This is a genomic window from Clostridium sp. 'White wine YQ' (genome assembly GCF_028728205.1).
In the GTDB taxonomy this organism is placed as follows: domain Bacteria; phylum Bacillota; class Clostridia; order Clostridiales; family Clostridiaceae; genus Clostridium_T.
The window spans coordinates 975,082-995,232 of record NZ_JAQYUU010000001.1 but is presented as its reverse complement, the minus strand read 5'-3'; the positions used below and the strand labels follow the sequence as shown (position 1 = coordinate 995,232).

Annotated in this window: 18 protein-coding genes; 6 read left to right on the top strand and 12 right to left on the bottom strand. The window is 28.3% G+C overall.

The window, feature by feature from the left end:
• Positions 1-2: 2 nt before the first annotated feature.
• Positions 3-1,274, top strand: a complete 1,272-nt coding sequence (locus PTZ02_RS04950) for a ferredoxin reductase family protein (RefSeq protein ID WP_274226710.1) — start codon at positions 3-5, stop codon at positions 1,272-1,274.
• 47 nt (positions 1,275-1,321) lie between these two features.
• Here PTZ02_RS04950 and PTZ02_RS04945 read toward each other — a convergent pair whose 3' ends face one another.
• The gene (locus tag PTZ02_RS04945) at positions 1,322-1,822 is read right to left on the bottom strand and encodes a nitroreductase family protein (protein WP_274226709.1); all 501 of its coding nucleotides are present in this window, start codon (positions 1,820-1,822) and stop codon (positions 1,322-1,324) included.
• A 171-nt stretch (positions 1,823-1,993) separates the two neighbouring features.
• Here PTZ02_RS04945 and PTZ02_RS04940 point away from each other — a divergent pair, with 171 nt between their 5' ends.
• The gene (locus PTZ02_RS04940; protein WP_274226708.1) at positions 1,994-2,461 is read left to right on the top strand and encodes a YsnF/AvaK domain-containing protein; all 468 of its coding nucleotides are present in this window, start codon (positions 1,994-1,996) and stop codon (positions 2,459-2,461) included.
• 6 nt (positions 2,462-2,467) lie between these two features.
• Positions 2,468-2,842: a YsnF/AvaK domain-containing protein gene (locus tag PTZ02_RS04935; protein WP_274226707.1), complete on the top strand. Its 375-nt coding sequence runs from the start codon at positions 2,468-2,470 to the stop codon at positions 2,840-2,842.
• A 61-nt stretch (positions 2,843-2,903) separates the two neighbouring features.
• Here PTZ02_RS04935 and PTZ02_RS04930 read toward each other — a convergent pair whose 3' ends face one another.
• The 4 genes from PTZ02_RS04930 to PTZ02_RS04915 all read right to left on the bottom strand — a co-directional run bounded on the left by PTZ02_RS04930 (position 2,904) and on the right by PTZ02_RS04915 (position 8,323).
• Complete coding sequence (locus tag PTZ02_RS04930; RefSeq protein WP_274226706.1) at positions 2,904-4,373, bottom strand: family 1 glycosylhydrolase; 1,470 nt, start codon at positions 4,371-4,373, stop codon at positions 2,904-2,906.
• Positions 4,374-4,515: 142 nt separating this feature from the next.
• The gene (locus PTZ02_RS04925) at positions 4,516-5,562 is read right to left on the bottom strand and encodes a MerR family transcriptional regulator (RefSeq protein WP_443112610.1); all 1,047 of its coding nucleotides are present in this window, start codon (positions 5,560-5,562) and stop codon (positions 4,516-4,518) included.
• A gap of 452 nt (positions 5,563-6,014) precedes the next feature.
• A complete protein-coding gene (locus PTZ02_RS04920; protein WP_274226704.1) occupies positions 6,015-7,253 on the bottom strand; it encodes a hypothetical protein in 1,239 nt (412 codons plus the stop codon).
• 107 nt (positions 7,254-7,360) lie between these two features.
• Positions 7,361-8,323: a tocopherol cyclase family protein gene (locus tag PTZ02_RS04915; RefSeq protein ID WP_274226703.1), complete on the bottom strand. Its 963-nt coding sequence runs from the start codon at positions 8,321-8,323 to the stop codon at positions 7,361-7,363.
• A gap of 184 nt (positions 8,324-8,507) precedes the next feature.
• On the opposite strand from PTZ02_RS04915, the gene PTZ02_RS04910 reads away from it, so the two are divergent.
• Positions 8,508-10,241, top strand: coding sequence for an ABC transporter ATP-binding protein (locus tag PTZ02_RS04910; protein ID WP_274226702.1), 1,734 nt, complete (start codon positions 8,508-8,510; stop codon positions 10,239-10,241).
• Positions 10,238-11,911: an ABC transporter ATP-binding protein gene (locus PTZ02_RS04905; RefSeq protein WP_274226701.1), complete on the top strand. Its 1,674-nt coding sequence runs from the start codon at positions 10,238-10,240 to the stop codon at positions 11,909-11,911. Before PTZ02_RS04910 ends, PTZ02_RS04905 begins: the two co-directional genes overlap by 4 nt.
• 119 nt (positions 11,912-12,030) lie before the next feature.
• Here the strand turns inward: PTZ02_RS04905 and PTZ02_RS04900 are convergent, their stop codons facing one another.
• The 3 genes from PTZ02_RS04900 to PTZ02_RS04890 form a co-directional block, all read right to left on the bottom strand.
• Positions 12,031-12,459, bottom strand: coding sequence for a GNAT family N-acetyltransferase (locus PTZ02_RS04900; RefSeq protein ID WP_274226700.1), 429 nt, complete (start codon positions 12,457-12,459; stop codon positions 12,031-12,033).
• Between the two features lie 22 nt (positions 12,460-12,481).
• Entirely contained in the window at positions 12,482-13,111 is a 630-nt protein-coding gene (locus PTZ02_RS04895; protein ID WP_274226699.1) for a class I SAM-dependent methyltransferase, read from the bottom strand.
• Between the two features lie 332 nt (positions 13,112-13,443).
• On the bottom strand, positions 13,444-14,865 hold the full coding sequence (locus PTZ02_RS04890; RefSeq protein ID WP_274226698.1) for an aspartate ammonia-lyase: 1,422 nt from the start codon (positions 14,863-14,865) through the stop codon (positions 13,444-13,446).
• 351 nt (positions 14,866-15,216) lie between these two features.
• Here PTZ02_RS04890 and PTZ02_RS04885 point away from each other — a divergent pair, with 351 nt between their 5' ends.
• Entirely contained in the window at positions 15,217-15,660 is a 444-nt protein-coding gene (locus PTZ02_RS04885; RefSeq protein WP_274226697.1) for an Lrp/AsnC family transcriptional regulator, read from the top strand.
• A gap of 50 nt (positions 15,661-15,710) precedes the next feature.
• Here PTZ02_RS04885 and PTZ02_RS04880 read toward each other — a convergent pair whose 3' ends face one another.
• From PTZ02_RS04880 to PTZ02_RS04865, 4 genes are all read right to left on the bottom strand, one after another.
• Entirely contained in the window at positions 15,711-16,586 is an 876-nt protein-coding gene (locus tag PTZ02_RS04880) for a DegV family protein (RefSeq protein WP_274226696.1), read from the bottom strand.
• A gap of 146 nt (positions 16,587-16,732) precedes the next feature.
• A complete protein-coding gene (locus tag PTZ02_RS04875; RefSeq protein WP_274226695.1) occupies positions 16,733-17,890 on the bottom strand; it encodes a hypothetical protein in 1,158 nt (385 codons plus the stop codon).
• The gene (locus PTZ02_RS04870; protein ID WP_274226694.1) at positions 17,883-19,337 is read right to left on the bottom strand and encodes a HAMP domain-containing sensor histidine kinase; all 1,455 of its coding nucleotides are present in this window, start codon (positions 19,335-19,337) and stop codon (positions 17,883-17,885) included. Before PTZ02_RS04870 ends, PTZ02_RS04875 begins: the two co-directional genes overlap by 8 nt.
• 13 nt (positions 19,338-19,350) lie before the next feature.
• Positions 19,351-20,046, bottom strand: a complete 696-nt coding sequence (locus PTZ02_RS04865) for a response regulator transcription factor (protein ID WP_274226693.1) — start codon at positions 20,044-20,046, stop codon at positions 19,351-19,353.
• Positions 20,047-20,151: the final 105 nt, after the last annotated feature.

Below are 20,151 nucleotides of genomic sequence, written 5' to 3'. Positions count from 1 at the left end.
AAATGAAAAAACAAAAAGGATTAATAATTATAATGATAAGCATTATAATAACATATATTTCATGGGTTTTTATTAAACCTACTAGAGATATCCCAGCAATAACTCAATATTCTGAATTAATTGCTGCAATAGTTATGGTGTTCTTCTGCTTAATTAATTTTATTTCTACTCGCCATAAATTTGCTGAATACATGTTTAATGGGTTAGATAAATCATACTTATATCATAAATATTTAAGTATTTTTTCACTAATTCTTATATTAGTTCACAATGAGACAATTGATATAGGGAAAAAGCTACAAAGAACTTCCGGAATTAGAATTCCCAAAGATCCCTATGCAATGTATGGAAGTTTTAGTTTATACTTATTCGTAGCACTTATACTAGTTGCTCTTGTAGCTAAAAAGTTAAATTATGAACGGTGGAAAGTGATTCATAAGTTAATGATTATTCCTTATTCTTTGGGTATTTATCACTATTATGGTAGTTCAAACTACCCTACTTTTTCTTTAGATTTCTTTAGTCTTTGGATGAATCTTATAAACCTTATTGGGATTATTTCAGCAGTTTATAGTATCTTTATTTATGAGAAAAAATCTTTCAAATATAAATATAAGGTTAAAAAGCTAAGAACTGTTGCTATAGGAACCCTAGAAATAACAGGAAGTGCTCTAGGTAAAGATTTAGAATATAAGCCAGGACAGTTTGCATTCCTAAAAGCAATAAATAGTGATATTAACTTTACTTCCCATCCATTTACTTTAAGTGAGGCTCATAAAAAAGGGGAAATTCAATTTACAATTAAAGCCTTAGGTGACGATACTAAAAGATTGATTGAAACTCTTAAAATTGGTGATGAGTTTAGTGTTTCAGGTCCATATGGCAAATTTGATTTTAAGAGTGGAGCTAAGAATCAAATTTGGATAGCAGGTGGTATTGGAATAACTCCTTTTAGGAGTTTTGCTCAAGAAGAGGTACCAGAGGATTTTTCCATAGACTTCTTTTATGCTTACAATAGCGAAGATGATGCACCATATGTAAAAGAATTACAAGAATTAACTTCAAATTTAAGTAATGTGAGATTATATTTATTTAATTCAAAAGAAAAAGGGTTCTTAACTGTTAAAGAAATTAGTGAACTTGTAACAATAAACGCACCCTTTGATGTATATTTTTGTGGCCCAAAGCCAATGAGAGAAGGCTTAATGAAACAATTTAAAAATAGTAGTATGAATATATCAAACTTTCACTATGAGCATTTTCAATTTAAATAATTAAAATAAAAAGACCAGAGACAATGTTTCTGATCTTTTTTACTTTATTACCATTTTTCATAATGCACTTTACTCTCATTATATCTATCTACAAATTTAGGTTCTTCAAGAGGATATCCTATGGCAACTACTGAGTATGGAAGTATGCTCTTAGGTAAGTAGAACATCTCCTTAACATAGTTCATTCTCTCTTCTACCGGTGCACATGCTAACCATAATCCACCTAACCCAAGTTCTACTGCTTCTAACAAAATATTTTGAGTCACAGCTCCTAAATCCTGTTCCCAGCATTCAGCAGACTTCATATTATCTTTATTTGCACATACTATAATTGCTAGTGGTGCATCTCCAACTGGCTTAGAATAGGAACTCATACCTTCTAGTTTTTTTAAAGTATCTTTATTTTCAACTACAAGAAATTCCCACTCTTGCTGGTTATATGATGATGGTGCCTGCATAGCTGCCCTTAATAGTCTTTCTATCTTTTCTTTTTGTACTTTTGTATCTCTATATGCTCTTATGCTTCGTCTTTTATTAATGACTTCCATTTTATCACCTCTAATTTTATTTATCTAAAATATTATTTGCACTTTAATAGCTTTTTATTTTGAAATTTATTTTTTAAAAACTTATCCAATATTAACCAAGTATATATCAAATACAATTGGACATCCTATTATTGAAGTAGTTTTATAAATTTACTACAGGAGGTAATTATAATGGGCAAGTTTTTAGATGACTTATTTGGAACTAAAGAAAATAGTAATGATGAAAAAAGAGATGGAAAGCTTGAGCTTAGACAAGAAGAATTAGATGTTACTAAAAATAAAGTAAAAACAGGTGAAGTGACTTTAAGTAAAGAGGTTGTTGAAGAAGAAAAGCATGTTGATGTGCCAGTTATGCACGAAGAAGTTGTTATAGAAAGAAAAGCTCTTAACCATGAGCCATCAGATGCACCTATTTCTTCTGGAGAAACTATACATATTCCAGTGAGTGAAGAAAAAGTGGATGTTGAAAAGCATACAGTTGTAACTGGAGAGGTTTCAGCTCATAAACGTGAAATAGAAGATACAAAAACTATAAATGAAACACTAAAAAAGGAAGAAGCTCGCATAGATAAAGATGGTTCTGCTACCCTAGCTTCTGAAGATGCACAAACAGATGAAGAAACAAGAGGATTTTATTAAAATATAATGGATAATTATAATGAAGAGATAATGCAGCTTCACCAAGAACAACTTGACATCGTAAAGAAGTGGGTAAAAAATGGCGAAGTGAAAATTCATAGTGAAATAATTTCGGAAGAGAAAAATATTACTGTTTCTTTAAAAAAAGAAGTGTTAGTAATAGAAAAAATTAAAAGCGATAAAAGTAATAACACTTCCGATGTTATTAGAATTCCAATAAGGCAAGAAGACTTAGAAATTGTTAAACATCCAGTTGCTTTGGAAGAGGTTTCTGTTTATGTAAAAGAGATTCAAGACATAGTAAATGTTGATGAAAAAATAAGAAAAGAAGATGTTAAAATAGATTCAAACGTTAATGAAAAAATAATTTATAGTAAATAACTTTATATAAAGTAAAAAAGATAATGTAGTTCAAATACATTATCTTTTTTCTTTAAATTTTCTATTCTAAACTAATATCTTCACCATTTGTTGAAATTACTTTTTTGTACCAATAGAAAGATTTTTTTCTACTTCTATTTAAGGTACCCTTTCCTTTATCGTCCATGTCAACATATACAAATCCATAACGTTTTTTCATTTCACCAGTTCCAGCTGAAACAAGATCAATACACCCCCATGGAGTATAACCTATTAAATCAACACCATCTAATTCGATTGCCTTTTTCATCTCAGCTATATGATCTCTTAAATATTCAATTCTATAATCATCATTTATTAAGCCATCTTCTTCAACCGTATCACTTGCTCCTAAACCATTTTCTACAATAAATAATGGTAATTCATATCTATCATATAAGTAATTTAATGAAGTACGTACTCCAAGTGGATCTATTGGCCATCCCCAATCTGACTCTTTAAGATATTTATTTTTCATTACTCTAATTACATTTCCTTCTGTAGTTTCAGTATCCTTTCTCGCGCTAGAAACTGAAGAATTGTAATAGCTAAATCCAATATAATCGACTACACCCTCTTTAAGAATTTCATCATCGCCTTGTTCTTTTTCGATTATAATACCTTTTCTTTCAAACTCTTTTAGTTTATATGCTGGATAATATCCTCTACATTGAACATCACAGAAGAAGTATTTTAAATCACGTGATGCAAATAAATCTTCTTGAACATCTTCTGGTTTGCAGGTTTCAGGATATGAAAGTATATAAGCAACCATCATTCCAATCTTAAAATCAGGATTGATTTCATGCCCTAATTTAACTGCTTTAGCACTTGCAACAAATAGGTGATGTATAGCTTGGAAACGTGTTTGATCATCAGTTTTCCTTGTGCCTAAAGTAGCATACCCATTTAGTAAATTTATTTCATTAAAGGTCATCCAGTATTTTACCTTGTTTTTGTATCGTTTAAATATTGCCTCACAATAGTTTGTAAAATAATCTACTACTCTTCTATCTAACCATCCATCCATTTCGTCTGCTAAATATTTAGGTATATCAAAATGACAAATAGTAACCACTGGTTCAATACCATATTTTAAACATTCATCAAATACATCATCATAGAATTTTAATCCTTCTTCATTTGGTGTTGTTTCATCACCCTTAGGAAAAATTCTAGACCAACTTATTGACATTCTAAAGCACTTAAAGCCCATTTCAGCTAATAGTGCTATATCTTCTTTATAATGATGATAAAAATCTGTAGCCACATGACTTGGATAATAGTAATTGTCATCAATACATCCTACTGCCCCTTCTGGTATAGGATCATGACGACCAATCGAAGTAACTGTTCCGTCTATGAGTCTAATAGAAGCCTTTCTAGGTATATTCAAGCTTCCTTCAGTTATAATATCTGAAGTTGCAAGCCCTCTTCCACCTAAATTATACCCTCCTTCATATTGATTCGCAGCTGTTGCGCCACCCCATAAAAAGTTTTTTGGAAATCCCATATATTTCTCTCCTCCCTAAACTTTATGTGATTATGAACTTCTTTTGTTCAACCTTTAACCTAAGGTTATTATATCATTAGATTAAAAAGTCTATATCTTTATTTTAGCATATTTTAAATTGATATTTTCAACATATTAAAAATTATTTTACTTCAATAATATAGTTTAGATTATCAACTTTTGTATAGCTTAGTTTTCTATCATATTTTATAAATTCTTTTTCTAAAAAGTCTATATGGGAATAATATTCATCTTTTATGATTTCAATTTCTCTATAATCTAAGTTTTTTAACACTTCCTTCTCTTCTTTGTCATCTCTAAACATCAAATCTCCAATAACAATCTTGCCATTGTCCTTTAACACTCTAAGCATTTCTACTATGGCTATGCATTTTTCTTGATTATTAAGATGATGAAATGCATAAGTAGAAACTATTACATCAAAAAATTTATCACAATATGGTATTTTTAAGAACTCTCCTAATCTTACTTTCAATCTAGGAAACTTCTCTTTAGCTACTGCTAACATTTCTCTTGATTGATCAATTCCAATAATATTAATATCTTTATTTAAGAATTTACTAGCTAAATTCCCTGTTCCGACGCCTATTTCTAATATATTTTTAATGATATGCTCTGTATTAATCGCTTTATTATATACATCTTCAAGTATTAGTTCGTAATTCTTATATATATTTAAATTTCCTTTATCTTCTTTTATAAAGTCATCATATCTTTTAGCCCAATCATTAAAATCCCATCTATCCTTCCAACTATCCTTAATATTATTTATTTTATTTCCTTTTTCAATTATTTCTAAGAATTCTGTAGTTATTTCATTTGTCTTACTTTCATAAATATTATCTAATACTTCTTCAAGTGACTCTCTTATTACATTTAATCTTTGTATTTCATTATTTACTACTTGCCATTGATTGTTAAAATGATTTAAAAAATTCATCTTATTGTTATTGCTTAACAGCTCCTTGATTTGGTCAATTGGAATCCCCATAGATCTATATAATAATATTGCCTGCAACTTTATAATGTCCTGGTCATTAAATTTTCTATATTCATTTTCATGATCTCTTTTTGGGCTTAATAATCCTTTTTCTTCGTAAAATCTTATTTTATTTGATGAAATATTAAATAACTTTGCTACCTTTTTTATGCTATATTCTGTATTCAAAGCTGACATCTCCCCTTTCAACTTCCATTTTAAACCTTTGCCTAAGGTTAAAGTCAACTATATTTTGGGTTTAATATGTAGGTGGAATAACTTCCTCTGGTGTTTCTCCTACTACATATACAACTTGTGCTGTACATCCATCTAATAAAACGAATGCTTACTCTGCACCAGTTTTTCCTTTTGGTTCTATAATTACTACTACTAGTTCTCTATATCTACCTGGTTATGGAAATAAAAGTAGCTTTGTAGTACAAGATAAGGGAGACTTAGCATTCCAAAAGTCTCAGTATTTGGTTGACATATTCTTCGATTTTGAAAATAATCCAAATGCAGTTCCCAATGCTATAAGCTTTGGAAACCAAAAGATTAGCTATACATTAAGCAAATAAACTACATTATAAAAAGCCACTAAAATAGTATTCTTTGTAACCTACTTTAGTGACTTTTTACTTTTATTCTATTTTCCCTCTTAATTCTTTTTCTATATATTTATCTATATAAGAACTTGGATTTTCATTGAAACTATCATATTCCTTTGTGATGTCTTTAATACTTTTATTTATGTCTTTTAAATCTTTATCGACTTCTACTTTTTCTTTTTCAAGGTCTTTCATAGTTTCAGCATGCTGCTTAGTTAAATCTTCAACCGGATCATCTTTTTTAGTAACCTGATTCAATGATATCTTCATCTTATACATTTCAAAAATATCATGCTTTAATTTTTCTAGTGCCTTTTGATATTGTTCTTCCATTTTTTCTTTTGCTTCTTTTATACTTTTAAGCATTTCTTCATACTTAGTTTTCAATTTATTTAGTTCTTTTAGCTGCTTATCAAACCCATCATTTAGTTTGTTATATATATCGATTCTAGCATTACTACCTTTATTTTGTTTTATAGCTTTTTCAAATGTATCTATTAAAATTGAAGAAGCTCCATCCTCCTTTAAACCTACTAATGCTACATTTGTGGCTTCCTCTTTTTTCTTTTTATATTCCTCTCTAGATAATTTACTTGGATCTAAATTGCTGTTATTAATTGTATTCATGGCTTTATCTAATTCTTTAATATCACTATAACTTAAACTTTCTACCCTACTAGTATGAGCATATTTCTCTCCTAAAAATTTCTCTAAATCATCTTTAGTAGCATTTGCGTTATTTCTATAAAAATTTTTTGCAGAAAGAATCATATCTTTAAGATTTTTCTGAAATTCTTCTCCATTTATTAATTTATCTCCTTTGATTCCGATGTCTTTACCATTTTCTAAATAAGATATCACTTGATAATATGCTTTATTTAAAAGTCCTGAAACCTCACCAGTAAATTGTGCTACTTGTCTATCAGTATAAAAATCAAAAGAGTTATCCAAGATTTTTGTTAATTGAGTTTTAGTATTATCATCAAAATTAGTATTATTATTTATTCCATTTAGTATTTCTCCATACTTATCCATAGAGTTAAATATAGTTTTATTTGTTCCAAAAATATCTTCACTATCATAAGCATTGCTAATATTATTTAAAACTGAAGCTACTTCATCATCGGAATAGTTAATACTAAAATCTACATAATCACTATTATTTCGTGTGTTTGCTATATTTATATCTTCTGTTTTATTATCATATTTATCATTAGTTTTCTCATAACTTGTTATAAACGAATTTATTGAATCTATATTGGTAATATTCATAATCCTCTCTCCCTTGTACCAAAATATAACTATTATGGAAATACTCATGAATATTATCGTATTAATTCAATTAATCTTTAAGATTATTGTAAAAGTTACTCATTCTTTCAATATCCAACTACTTCAATTCCTGCTAAAGTCCCAAAGTCAATATAATTTGAGTTATTCTTTTTATCAAAAAGTTGTAATTTTAATTTCCCTAATAACTCCTCATTGATATTTTTATCCATTTTTCCCTTCTGTGGTGCTATCAGAACACCAGTTGAGCTTAAGCTTGCTTCAACCTTTAATAACGCCTTATTATTTTCTATTGAAATATTTATTTTACTTTTTGTAATCCTTTCTATTTTAGCCTTACTATTATTATAAGTTGCAAATCTATACTCTACTCCATTTATACATATATTACATATAAGCCCATTAAATGATGTATGCAAAAAAGGAATGTTTGCTATGGAACATATAAAGCTTGTAGTCTGATTTTTAAAATTATTGCATTGTATCCAGATATACTCTTTGGGGAAAGACGTTCCCCAATCTTTTTCTATATATCCTTTTCCTTTTGTGAAATCTATTATTTTTCTATTTACTGCTAATATTCCATTTAGTTTATGATTCATGCTAATTATTCCATGATAACATTCCATCTTTGGTATATAAGCAAAGTATCCCATTATATTAGGGTTTAAAATTGATTTCTCTATTTCAGTTAGTGCTCCCAATTTTAAGGTGCCTTGAATCTTTATTTTTTTATCTTTCATATTTAATGAAATAATTGACTCAGTAAAAACATTATCTCCAATTTGAATCATAAATGGTGTATCCCTAAACTTAAAAGCATTTAGTGGATATCTTATATACCCAGATCTTATTATTCTTTTTTTATCTAGTCGTATAAATATATATTGAATAAAGCTATGATAATCATTATGAAATAAACTAACTCCCGGTATAATACATATTACAAACTTCCCATCTCTGGAAATTTGTTTAAAATACCAACCTTCGAAATAATGCTTTTTTTTATAACTTCCTTGAAAAATTATTGGATTATTTATCTTTCTAAACATTATAATAATCTCCTTTTAAACTGAGTATAATGTTTATTATTTGATTAAATAAATCCTTTATGCTTTTATATCACTTGTTTTGATTATATAAATCGCCTTAATGTAAAATTATTCAAATTAATTGCATAATTATGGTATAATGTTCTGATAAGGCTAATTGTATTTTAGAAAGGAATCATAATGTATGAGTCAATTATTTTTAATAACAAAAAAAGCAAAACTCCCTCAGTTTCTATTTACTATATCATTACTAATTATGGGTTCCTTAGGAGTTATATATGTAATAGAGAGTATATATTTTGGAAAAGTTTTAGATGCTGCTGGTACAAGCTTAAGCTCAGTTAAATCAGCAATATTTATTATTTTTCTTATAACTCTTATTGAATATGTATTAGGAATAGTTAGCAAATATACTGTAGCTAGGTTCTCTGAAATTGGAATGTTTAATCTAAGAAATTCATTAAGTCAAAAAATTTCTCACTTAAAATACAAAGTTTATGATGAGGCTTCAACTGGTGATATACTTTCTAGGACAATGAGTGACTTAAATGGAATAGGTGCATTTTGGAGCGATACATTTATTAATCTTTTCCAGGACTTCTTTGTTTTTACTACTGGTCTATTTGTATGTTTATATATTAGTTTAAAGCTTACATTAGTTGGCTTCATTTTTATACCTATAGTATCCTACATTATCTTCAAAACTAGTTCTATCGTCGAAAAAGCATCCTACGATTCAAGAAAGTTTTCAGGTAAGATGAATTCCTTAGCACATAATATTTTAATGGGTATGATGACATTAAAAGCTTTTACTCTAGAAGATATTATGAGTAGAAAGTTTAATGAGACTTCCAAAGATTTTATAAAAGCTGAAAAGAAGGTTGGAATTGCAAGTGCTAAAGTTTATGCTATTGGATCCTTAATTGATTATGGTCCTAATATCGCAGTTATTATATTAGCAGGTATTATGAGCATAAATAATATGCTTACTTCTGGAGAATATCTAACATTCACCTTCACTTTTGGATTTGTATCAAATGTTCTTTATGATCTTCAAAGATATATTATCTCCTATAGAAATAGTGAAGCTATGGCAAGAAGATTAATGGGTATTTATGCTTATGAAGATGAAAAACTTTTTGAGATTAAAGCAAAAGAATCATTAGATAACCCAATTATAAATATATCTAACTTATCTTTTTCATATAGCGAAAATCATAAAATCTTAGACAGTATTAACTTAAAAATTAACAAGAATGAAGTTGTTGCTTTTGTAGGTGCCAGCGGATCTGGTAAAAGTACTTTAGTTAAAGAAATCTCAGGTATGTATGATATACCCTCTGGTGATGCAGAAGTTGCTGGTTTTAAGATAAAAGAAGAAAATATACCATCAATTAGAAACCAAATAGCTATTGTTTCTCAAGAGTCTTATTTATTCCCTGTTTCAGTAATTGAGAATGTACGCTACGGTAAGCCAGATGCTTCAGATGAAGAAGTAATTGAAGCTTGCAAAAAAGCAGATATACATGACTTTATAATGGAACAGCCTAATAAATATAAAACCCTTGTTGGTGAAAAAGGTATTTATATGTCTGGTGGACAACGTCAGAGAATTTCAATTGCTAGAGCTTTCCTTAAAAATGCAAATATTTTAATTCTAGATGAACCTACATCTGCACTAGACTCAGAATCTGAGAAAAATATTCAATATACCCTTGATAAGCTTATGAATGGTAAAACAGTAATTATAGTAGCTCATAGACTTTCAACTATTATAAATGCTAATTTAATATATGTATTTGACAAAGGTACCCTTAAGGAAAAAGGTTCACACGAAGATTTAGTTCTTAAGCAAGGATATTATTACAATCTTTATAAAAAGCAATTTGAAAATAATCAAGAGGAGGAAACTGCATGAAAAACAATATAATGCTATTAAACTGGATGTTTTCCTTCACTAAAGAATTCCGCTTAAGATGGATTTTCAGTAGGATTGCCCCACTAATTTTTAATTTTAGTGAAAAACTATTTGAAGCTCTATCTTTTAAACAACTATTTCAATGCTTCATAAGCAAGGACATAAAAGATCTTTACCTAACAGTTGTTTTTTATATAATTGCCATGCTTGTAGATACCATTGGTAAAAGTTTGACATCCTATTGCAATACCTACTCTAATGCTCTACTTAAAGCTACAGTTAAAGGTGAATTTATTCAAAAATCTTGTTACTTAAAAATAGAAGAAGATGATGAACATAGTGGAAGAAAGTTATCTCGATTAAATCAAGATGTAGATACAGCTTGCGATGTATTAAACAGTTCCGTTGATAATGTATTAATTCCACTAATACAAGGGCTTTCTTATTTAATTCTTGTATTTACTGTAAGTCCTCAAATAGGACTATTTTATGTGGTTACACTAATTCCTATTTGTTTTCTAAACTTTATTTTCACTGAAAGATTTCATAAAGTTGGGCAAAAAATACAAAGTAGACTTGCCATTCTTAATGAAAAATTTCAAGATACACTAGTTAGTGCAATGGTTGTTAAATTATTCATGCTTGAAAATATAATGGAAAAACAAATAGAAAACTTATCTTCACAGGTTTTAGAAGCAAAAAAAGAAGAACAAGTTTTAAGATTTAAATATATGTCAATTGTTAATATCTTTTCGCATGCATTTTCAACTTTCCCTATAATACTAGGATGTTATTTAGTTACATTAGGAATAATAGCCTTACCAAACGTTATGTTTGTAAGTAGATACACTTATGCAATAAGATTCTTAGCAAATAGTTTGATAACTTCTGCTACAGATGTTCCAAAGCAAATATCTGGTATTGAGCGTATATACGAAGTATTTAGTAAAAAAGACCATAGAAATGATTTTGGATCTTTAAAGCCTATTAATGGTAATGATATAATGATCTCTTTTAAAAATCTTTCTGTAAATTATAGAGAAAAAAATGTTGTAGATAATTTTAGCTATAATATTGAAAAAGGTAAAACAGTTGCATTAGTTGGACAAAGTGGTTCCGGTAAATCAACAGTAATTAAAACAGTTATGCAGTTTGTTACCTATTCTGGAAGTATGGATATATTAGGGATACCTGTTAAAGAGTATGATTTAATCTCACTTAGAAAACTAATTTCCTATGTACCTCAAGAAAGTATGCTTTTTGATTGTTCTATATATGAAAATATATTATATGGAAATATGAAAGCTACAAAAGAAGAGATTATTGATGCTGCTAGAAGAGCTTACGCTCATGATTTTATAATGTCGCTTCCTAATGGGTATGATACTCTTGTGGGAGAAGATGGTTCCAGACTATCAGGTGGTCAAAGACAAAGAATTTCAATAGCAAGAGCATTCCTCAAAAATTCACCTATACTTCTGTTAGATGAAGCTACTTCCGCTCTCGACCTTAAGTCTGAAGGGGAAATCCAGAGGGCTCTAAATGAATTAATGAAAGGGAAAACCATTTTAGTAGTTGCTCACAGACTTTCAACCATTATTAACGCTGATGAAATTATTGTTATGGAGAATGGAAAGATAATTGAAATGGATGTCATGAAGAGTTACTAAAAATTGATGGAATATATAAGAAGTTATACGAACTCCAAAATGTTGCTAGTTAAGTTTTTGGAATTTAAAAGAGAGTTTATTCTAGTTTTAGGATAAACTCTCTTTTAAATAAATTCATTTTAAATATTTTTGGAAAATGTAACTATATCATTTCTTTTTGTCCAACCTACTTTACTCCAGAATTCTTTTCCTAATTCATTATCCCCTAATGCAAAGAGATGACACTTATTTATTCCTTGTTTTTTAAGTTCATCAAGTGCCTTATTAACCAAAGCCTTACCTATACCATTCCCTTGATGTTCAGGTAATACACAGGCATGATGAATATATCCCCTTCTTCCATCATGACCGCAAAGTATAGTACCTACTATTCTATCATCAATAAAATATACATATGATAAATTAGGATTTCTCTCAAGATAACAGGATATAGCACCTTTAGAATCCGCATCACTTAGCCCAATTCCAGGAATTCTATTCCACATTTCATATATTTCTTCATAATCCTTTATATCAAGTTTTTTAATTAAACTGCCCCTCTCCTCCATAAATAATCCCCCTTTATAAAACTTATTTTTTCTCAATTTTTACAATCCAAGTGAAATTCACTTTATGCTCACACTTAAATTTATATCCTAAATCTTGAATATATTTTTTAAATTCTTCAACATTTGTATAGTATTTATAATCTATAACTTCCCATAGGTCCTCTCTTTTCTTATCTAATAATTCTTTCTTACGTGCCTCTTTTTCCAAATCATTTTTAAACATAAAATCAACAATAATAATTTTTCCATTATCTTTTAGGAATCCTAACATATTATTAATTGCTTCTTTCTTCTCTTCATCATTTAGACTATGAAAGGCATATGTAGTTACAACAATATCAAAATCATGTTCTACAAATGGCTTGTCTAGAAAACTTCCTATTTTAAAGTCCATGTTTGCATATTTCTTTTTTGCAAGTGAAATCATTTCTAAGCTCTGATCAAGCCCTAATATGTAAATGTCATCACTTAAATCCCCACATAAATTTCCCGTTCCACAACCTATATCTAATACCTTTTTTGCTTTAGAATTAGTGATTTTATTTCTTATTTCAGATAGAATTTCATCATATTTCTCAAATAAGCCAAGTTCATCATCTTCGCGTTCTCTTACCATCTTATCAAACTTAATTGCTTTATTATTAACGTGCATTTGATCACCTCCATATAGTATAAACTCAGCCCTTTAGGCAGAGTCGCTATAAAACTTCATCTTATAATTATATCTCAAATTTGCCAATGCTTGTAAATTAATTATACTAAATATATACCTAATTTTTAAGTATAGTATCCTTTTGATTTAATATGGAGTTCTTAGCAGTGCAATAACTATTGATAATACTTGTTACAAAATATCTGATAATGAGGTTTCAAAGTTTCTATATTTATATAATAGTTTGAGTTATTCAGAAGAAAGTATCCTTGATTAATCATTATAGGAAAAAATAGTAGTTTCCTAAGTTTTTAGGAAACTACTAAAATAACTTACACTGCGTGCTTATTAACTTTAACACTTGATGTTCTTTCTACTTCTGTCATAGTAAATGGATTTAATACTTCTTTTAATTGTTCAGATGTTAAAACTCCTTTAGCCATTATTATTTCTTTAATAGGCATTCCTGTAATTAGGGCTTCCTTTGCAAGCTCTGATGCTTTTTTATATCCAACATATGGACAAAGAGCAGTTACTATTCCAACACTATTATTAAGCAATTCTTCACATCTCTCTTTATTCGCAGTTATTCCGCTGATACAGTTATCGATAAAAGTTATTGTTGCATTTTGTAAAGTTTCAATCGATTCAAATAAGTTATAAAATAGTACAGGTTCAAATGCATTTAATTCTAGCTGTCCTGCCTCTGCAGCCATTGTAATAGTAAAGTCATTACCTATTATATTATAAGCTACCTGTGAAACTACCTCTGGTATTACTGGGTTTATCTTACCTGGCATTATTGATGAACCATTTTGTTTGGCTGGCAAGTTAATTTCACCTAAGCCTGTTTTAGGACCACTTGAAAGTAGTCTTAAATCATTTGACATCTTAGATAAGTTAACTGCACAACTTTTTAAGGTTCCTGATATAGTTACAAACCCGTCTAAATTCTGTGTTGCGTCGATTAAATCCTCTGCTTGGAATACTTTTACTCCTGTTACTATCTGTAGATTCTTAATTATATTATTTAGATATTCAGAACTTGCGTTAACTGAAGTTCCAATTGCAGTGGCTCCAATATTTAATATAAGCATCTCTTCTTTTACTTTATTTAATCTATCAATATCACGTTTTATCATTGAAGCATAAGCATTAAATGATTGTCCTAATCTTATTGGCACGGCATCTTGAAGCTGAGTTCTACCCATCTTTATTACACTATCAAATTCTATAGCTTTTAATTTAGTCGCTTCATACAAACGTTGAAGCTCTAAAATAGCTTTAGGCAACATCTTCAATACTGTAAGCTTTCCTGCCGATGGAAATACATCATTTGTAGACTGGGCCATATTAACATGATCATTTGGATGCACAACACTATAATTTCCTTTTTCTCCTCCAAGTATCTCTATAGCTCTATTTGCAATAACTTCATTTGCATTCATATTTGCAGAAGTACCAGCCCCTCCTTGGATAGGATCTACAATAAACTGATTATGAAGTTTCCCTTCAATAATTTCGTCGCAAGCATTTATAATTGCATTTGCTATATTTTTCTCTAATTTTTTTGAATCTCTATTTGTAATAGCTGCGGCTTTTTTAATTTGGGCTAAACTAACTATAAATAACGGATGAATTGTTTTATTAGTAATCTTAAAATTATTATTTGCTCTAAGTGTCTGGATTCCATAATATGCATCAGCCGGAACTTTCATATTTCCTATGGAATCATATTCTATTCTTGTCTTCATGTAAAAATCTCCTCTAATCTCTTATTATTCCTACCAATTGGAGATTAACACTGTTTTTTCTCAATGTAAATCCTTATAGTGAATTTGCTAATAAAAGATAAAAAAAGACATGCTTTACTTAATTAAAATTATTTTTTATCTAGTATTAGTTTATTTTATTAAGAAGCTTTTTTTCTCATTTTATGGCATTAAGCTTAATATTATAAACTAAAACGCTGTATTTATTATTTAAATTCAGATGCAAAACTTAATTATATTAAGTATAATATATAAATGTAGTAATCTTATTTTAGAAGGGAGATTAGTTTAAGTAGAATTGAATTTAAATTTCAACTCTCTTAAGCAATAAATATGGATGAAATAGATTTAAAACTAATAGAACTTTTACAAGAAAATGCACGTTATTCACTTAAACATTTAGCTAACGAGGTGTTTTTATCGACACCAGCAGTATCAGCACGTATTTTTAAACTTGAGGAGGCTGGAATAATAACTGGTTACTCAGCACAATTAGACCCATTAAAATTAGGGTATAATATTAAGGCCTTTATTAATTTAGAAATGTCTCCAAAACAAAAACCTGAATTCTACCCATTTATTGCTTCGTGCCCAAATGTCCTTGAGTGTAATTGTGTAACAGGCAAATATTCTATGCTCATCAAGGTAGCTTATCATACAACATTAGAGTTAGATTCTTTTATTGGTGATTTACAAAAGTATGGACATACTGAAACTCAAATTGTTTTCTCAACACCTGTTGAACATAGAGGTATAGATATTTCTAATATTAGATAAATTCAAAGCAGAAATCTTGATTATAGCTATCTAGACTTCTGCTTTTATTATTAATTACTTCTTTTATCTAATCCTTCTTCATTAAAGAAAAATATTCCTACTCCACCTATACCTAAATGGCTTCCTAATACACTTCCTATCTTATTAATTATAAATTGTTTATATCCTAATTTTATTTTTATCATATTTACAAGTTCTTCTGCAGTTTCAAAATCGTCTGCATGACTCACGCCTATAATTTGTTCTTTATAGTTGCCAGCCCGTTCTTCCAAAATATCCACCATTCTATGTAGTGCTTTCTTCTTTCCCCTAACCTTTTGAATTAGCTCCATTTCACCATTATTTACATTCAAAATAGGTTTTATTTCTAAAATATTACCAATAACTCCTTGTGTTTTGCCAATACGCCCCCCTTTAATTAGCCAATTTAGATCCGTAATGGTAAAAACATGTTCTATGTGAGTAACTAGCCTCCTTATCCTCCCTACTATTTCATTAAAATCATAGCCACTTTCTTGAGTGAATTTTATAGCTTCAAGAATGATTAATCCAATGGCTGTCGAACCACTTTTAGAATCAATAACTTCCATGTTTATTTTGGGGTATCTCTCCTTTAATTCTAGAACTATAGTTTTAGCTAATTTATATGTTCCAGAAAGTGCTGAGGAAAAAGATAAAAATATAAAATCCTCACCTTTATGGCAGCATTCTTCAAAAGTATCATACATATCTTTTGGATTAGGTTGAGATGTTTTAGGTAAAATTCCTCTTCTCATTGCGGAATACACCTCATCCACATTTATTGTCTTTTTATCTAAATAGTCTTTATCATCAATAAGTACTTTTAAGGGTATTATGCTAATATTGTTTTTTATAATCAAATCTTCTGGTAAGTCACAGGTGCTGTCCACAATAAATTTAACCACTGAAATCATCACCTTTTTATAAATTAATATATTATACCTTATATATTATAATTATAGTTATCATTTAATTTCTTGTCCAATTACTAAGCATATTATTATATTCTGGTTTTTCTAGAAAATATAATAAATAGGCACTGAAATAGTACCTATTTATTTATTGAAAATCTATATATTCTTGACTTTCCATTATTTGAATTGATATAAAATAAATTATTTCCTTCATTTGTCCATAGAATTTCATTTCCATATTGTGCATTTCTATAAATCATAGTATCTAATTCTATTTTATCTTTATCAAATAATGCTACATGCACCTCATTGTTATTAGATGAAACATCGCTAGAAATATATGAAATTTTATCCTCATCTTTCGTTAGTTTTACTTCATATATATTTCCAGACTTTAAAATCTTGTATGTGCTGTTTGCCATATTATAAATAAAAATTCCACTATTACCATCTACACTTCCACTAAAAATAAAGTTTCCATCATTTAATGGAATAACGTTATAAACAGAACCTTTTATTTTTAATTCTGTTATCTCTTTACTATCGATATTTATTGCCTTTATGCTTAAATAAGTTTCATTCTCTTTTCGTATTCCTTGTTCTATAGCATATAAAATTTTTCTATCCTTAGTCATAAATAAGTTGTAAGTGTTTTTATAATTCTTATATAGCATATTAGTTGTACTATCATCAAAATTCATTAGTTTCTCTTCTTTACCTGTATTTAATTCCTTAATAATAATAGAATTATCTGCAATTCCCACTATTCTATTATCATCTATGAACAAAGCTGAAGTTAATGCACCTTCATAAATTTTATCTATTCTATTTGTATAAATATCCTGTAGATAAGTTCTAGTTTCACCATTGCTCTCACTCTTTTCAATATATACCACTTTATTTGTATCATTTGTTTCATATAAATTATTTATATTGCTATCATACTTTGCTAGTATTGTATTATTTTTTTTACTTTCCATATCAAAAATACTAATTCCTATATAACTATTTCCGCTTAAGGTTTTAAAAACAATTTTATTATTTTCAGCTATTTTAGGTTCCATAATTATATAATCTGCATCATATGAAGATACATTTCCCACTTGTAATTTTTTATTTATTTCATCACCATCTGTTCCTACAAATGATTTCTTATCTAATACTATTGTTCTTGAATTTCTACTTCCTAATGTATATATATAGTTTAAAAAATAGAAGGATGACGTAAATATCAACAATATAAATATTCTTATAATATATTTTTTGAGCTTTCTTTCAGTTCTTATCTCATTCATTTATTTCACCCTTTAATATAATTATAACTTCAGTACCTATTCCTACCTCACTATTAATCTTTATACTTCCTCCATGATTTTCAACTATATTTTTTACAATAGATAGCCCTAAACCTGCGCTACCTTTTTCTCTTGATTTTTTCTTGGAAATTCTATAAAAAGGTTCAAATAAATTATTAATATGTTCTTCTGATATTCCTTCTCCACTATCCCTTAGGCTTATGTAAATATCATTTTCTTTATGTTTAGCTTCAACTACAATTATTGAATTTACATTACCATATTTTATAGAATTATCGATTAAATTTACAAAAACTTCTTTAACTTTAGAACTGTCCCCATTTATGATTAAATTTTCTTCAACATGTGCAACAACATTAATATTGTATTTTCTTGCTTTAATGTTCATTTCTTCGCAGGTATTTTTAATACTTTTTGATAAGTCTACTCTTTCAAAATCATAAATCATTTCCTTTGAAGTTGTAGTTGAAAGTTCTAGTATTTCTACTACCATATCATTTAGTCTTTTACTTTCATTTATTATATAGGATGTTCCCTTATCAAAAAATTCTTTATCAGTAAATTCATTTTCTTTAATAATCTGAGCATATCCTAATATAGTTGTTAAAGGTGTTTTTAACTCATGAGTAACATTGTCAAAAAAGGTTTTGTTTTGTCTTTGAGCTTCTTTTAAATTATCCCTTTCCTTCTTTATAATGTTAATTTGTTCTTTAATCCTATCTATCATTATTTTAAATCTTTTAGATAACTCACCTATTTCATCTCTTGAATTTATATTTATATTTATATCAAAATTTCCTTTAGACACCTCTTCTGAGCTTTTAGTTAATTCAATTATAGGCTTTGCAATTTGCTTTGATATTATAATTGACGCTATAAATACTATAATGAATATAATACCTGCAAAAATATTAATTATATTTTTAAACCTGCTATTATATGCATAAAGTTCTGAATAATCTTTAGTGTATCTTATAATTCCAATTGCCTTATTATCTTTTTCAATTGGATAGGATAAACTAACTATGACTTTACCTCCACTATAGTTAATTGAATATGCTATTTCACCCTTAATTGCTTTTGAAATATCATCACTTTTCAACTTATCTTGGGTTAAAAAATTTGAAATTTTCTCTCCTGAAGCATTATAAATGTCCACGTTGCTTCCTACTTCCGAACTCAGTTCTTTTGAAACATCATCTGCAATATCTAAAAATTTGGTCTCATTATATTCAATATTTCTGATTAAAGAATATTGTTTCAAATATAGATCTAAATTTTTCTTAACTGTAATCATATCATTTTGTATTATACGCTCAGTATTTTGCTCAGTAATTTTATAAGAAGCAAAGATAATAGAAGATAGACCTATAAAAATTATAATAGAGAACCACAACAGTATTTTGTTTTGAATTGAATATTTCATATTATCACCTTAGTTAAACCAGTTTATAGCCTACACCAAAAACTGTTTCTATTATTGATATACCTTTATTTTTATCAAGTTTCTTTCTTAATCTTTGAACATGAATATCCACTGTTCTTGTATCCCCTACAAATTCAAAACCCCATACTCTATCTAGTAATTCTGCTCTCGAAAAAACCCTACCTCTGTTCTCCGCTAAAAACAATAATAAATCAAACTCTTTATTAGTAAGATCAACTCTATAATTATCTTTTATAACTTCTCTTTTATCTTTGTATATTTCAGTATCAGATGATAACTTAATCACTTCAAATTTATTTGTAACTGTTGATTCTGAAATTTGTCCTATTCTTCTAAAAATGGCCTTTATTCTAACAACAACTTCCCTAATATCGAAGGGTTTTGTAATATAGTCATCAGCACCTAGCTCAATTCCTAATATTTTATCAATAGTATCTGATTTTGCAGTTAGCATTACTACAGGTATTGTATATTCCTTTGATACCCTCTTACATATTTCAAATCCGCTTATATCTGGAAGCATTAAATCTAAAATTAATAGATCCGGCTTATATTCAGCTATTAATTTCATTCCTATTTCTCCATTTTCAGCTATCTCTGTTATAAATCCTTCTTTTCTCAAGGAGTATGACAATAAATCTGATATGTAGTCTTCATCTTCTATAATTAGTATTTTTTTCTGTTCCATAATTCACCCTCCTTCTTTTATAATAACTTATTTTATATGATTTAATAATAATATTAATAAATTTTACAACCTTGATACAAATGCCAAAAAAAGGTGAACTGACGG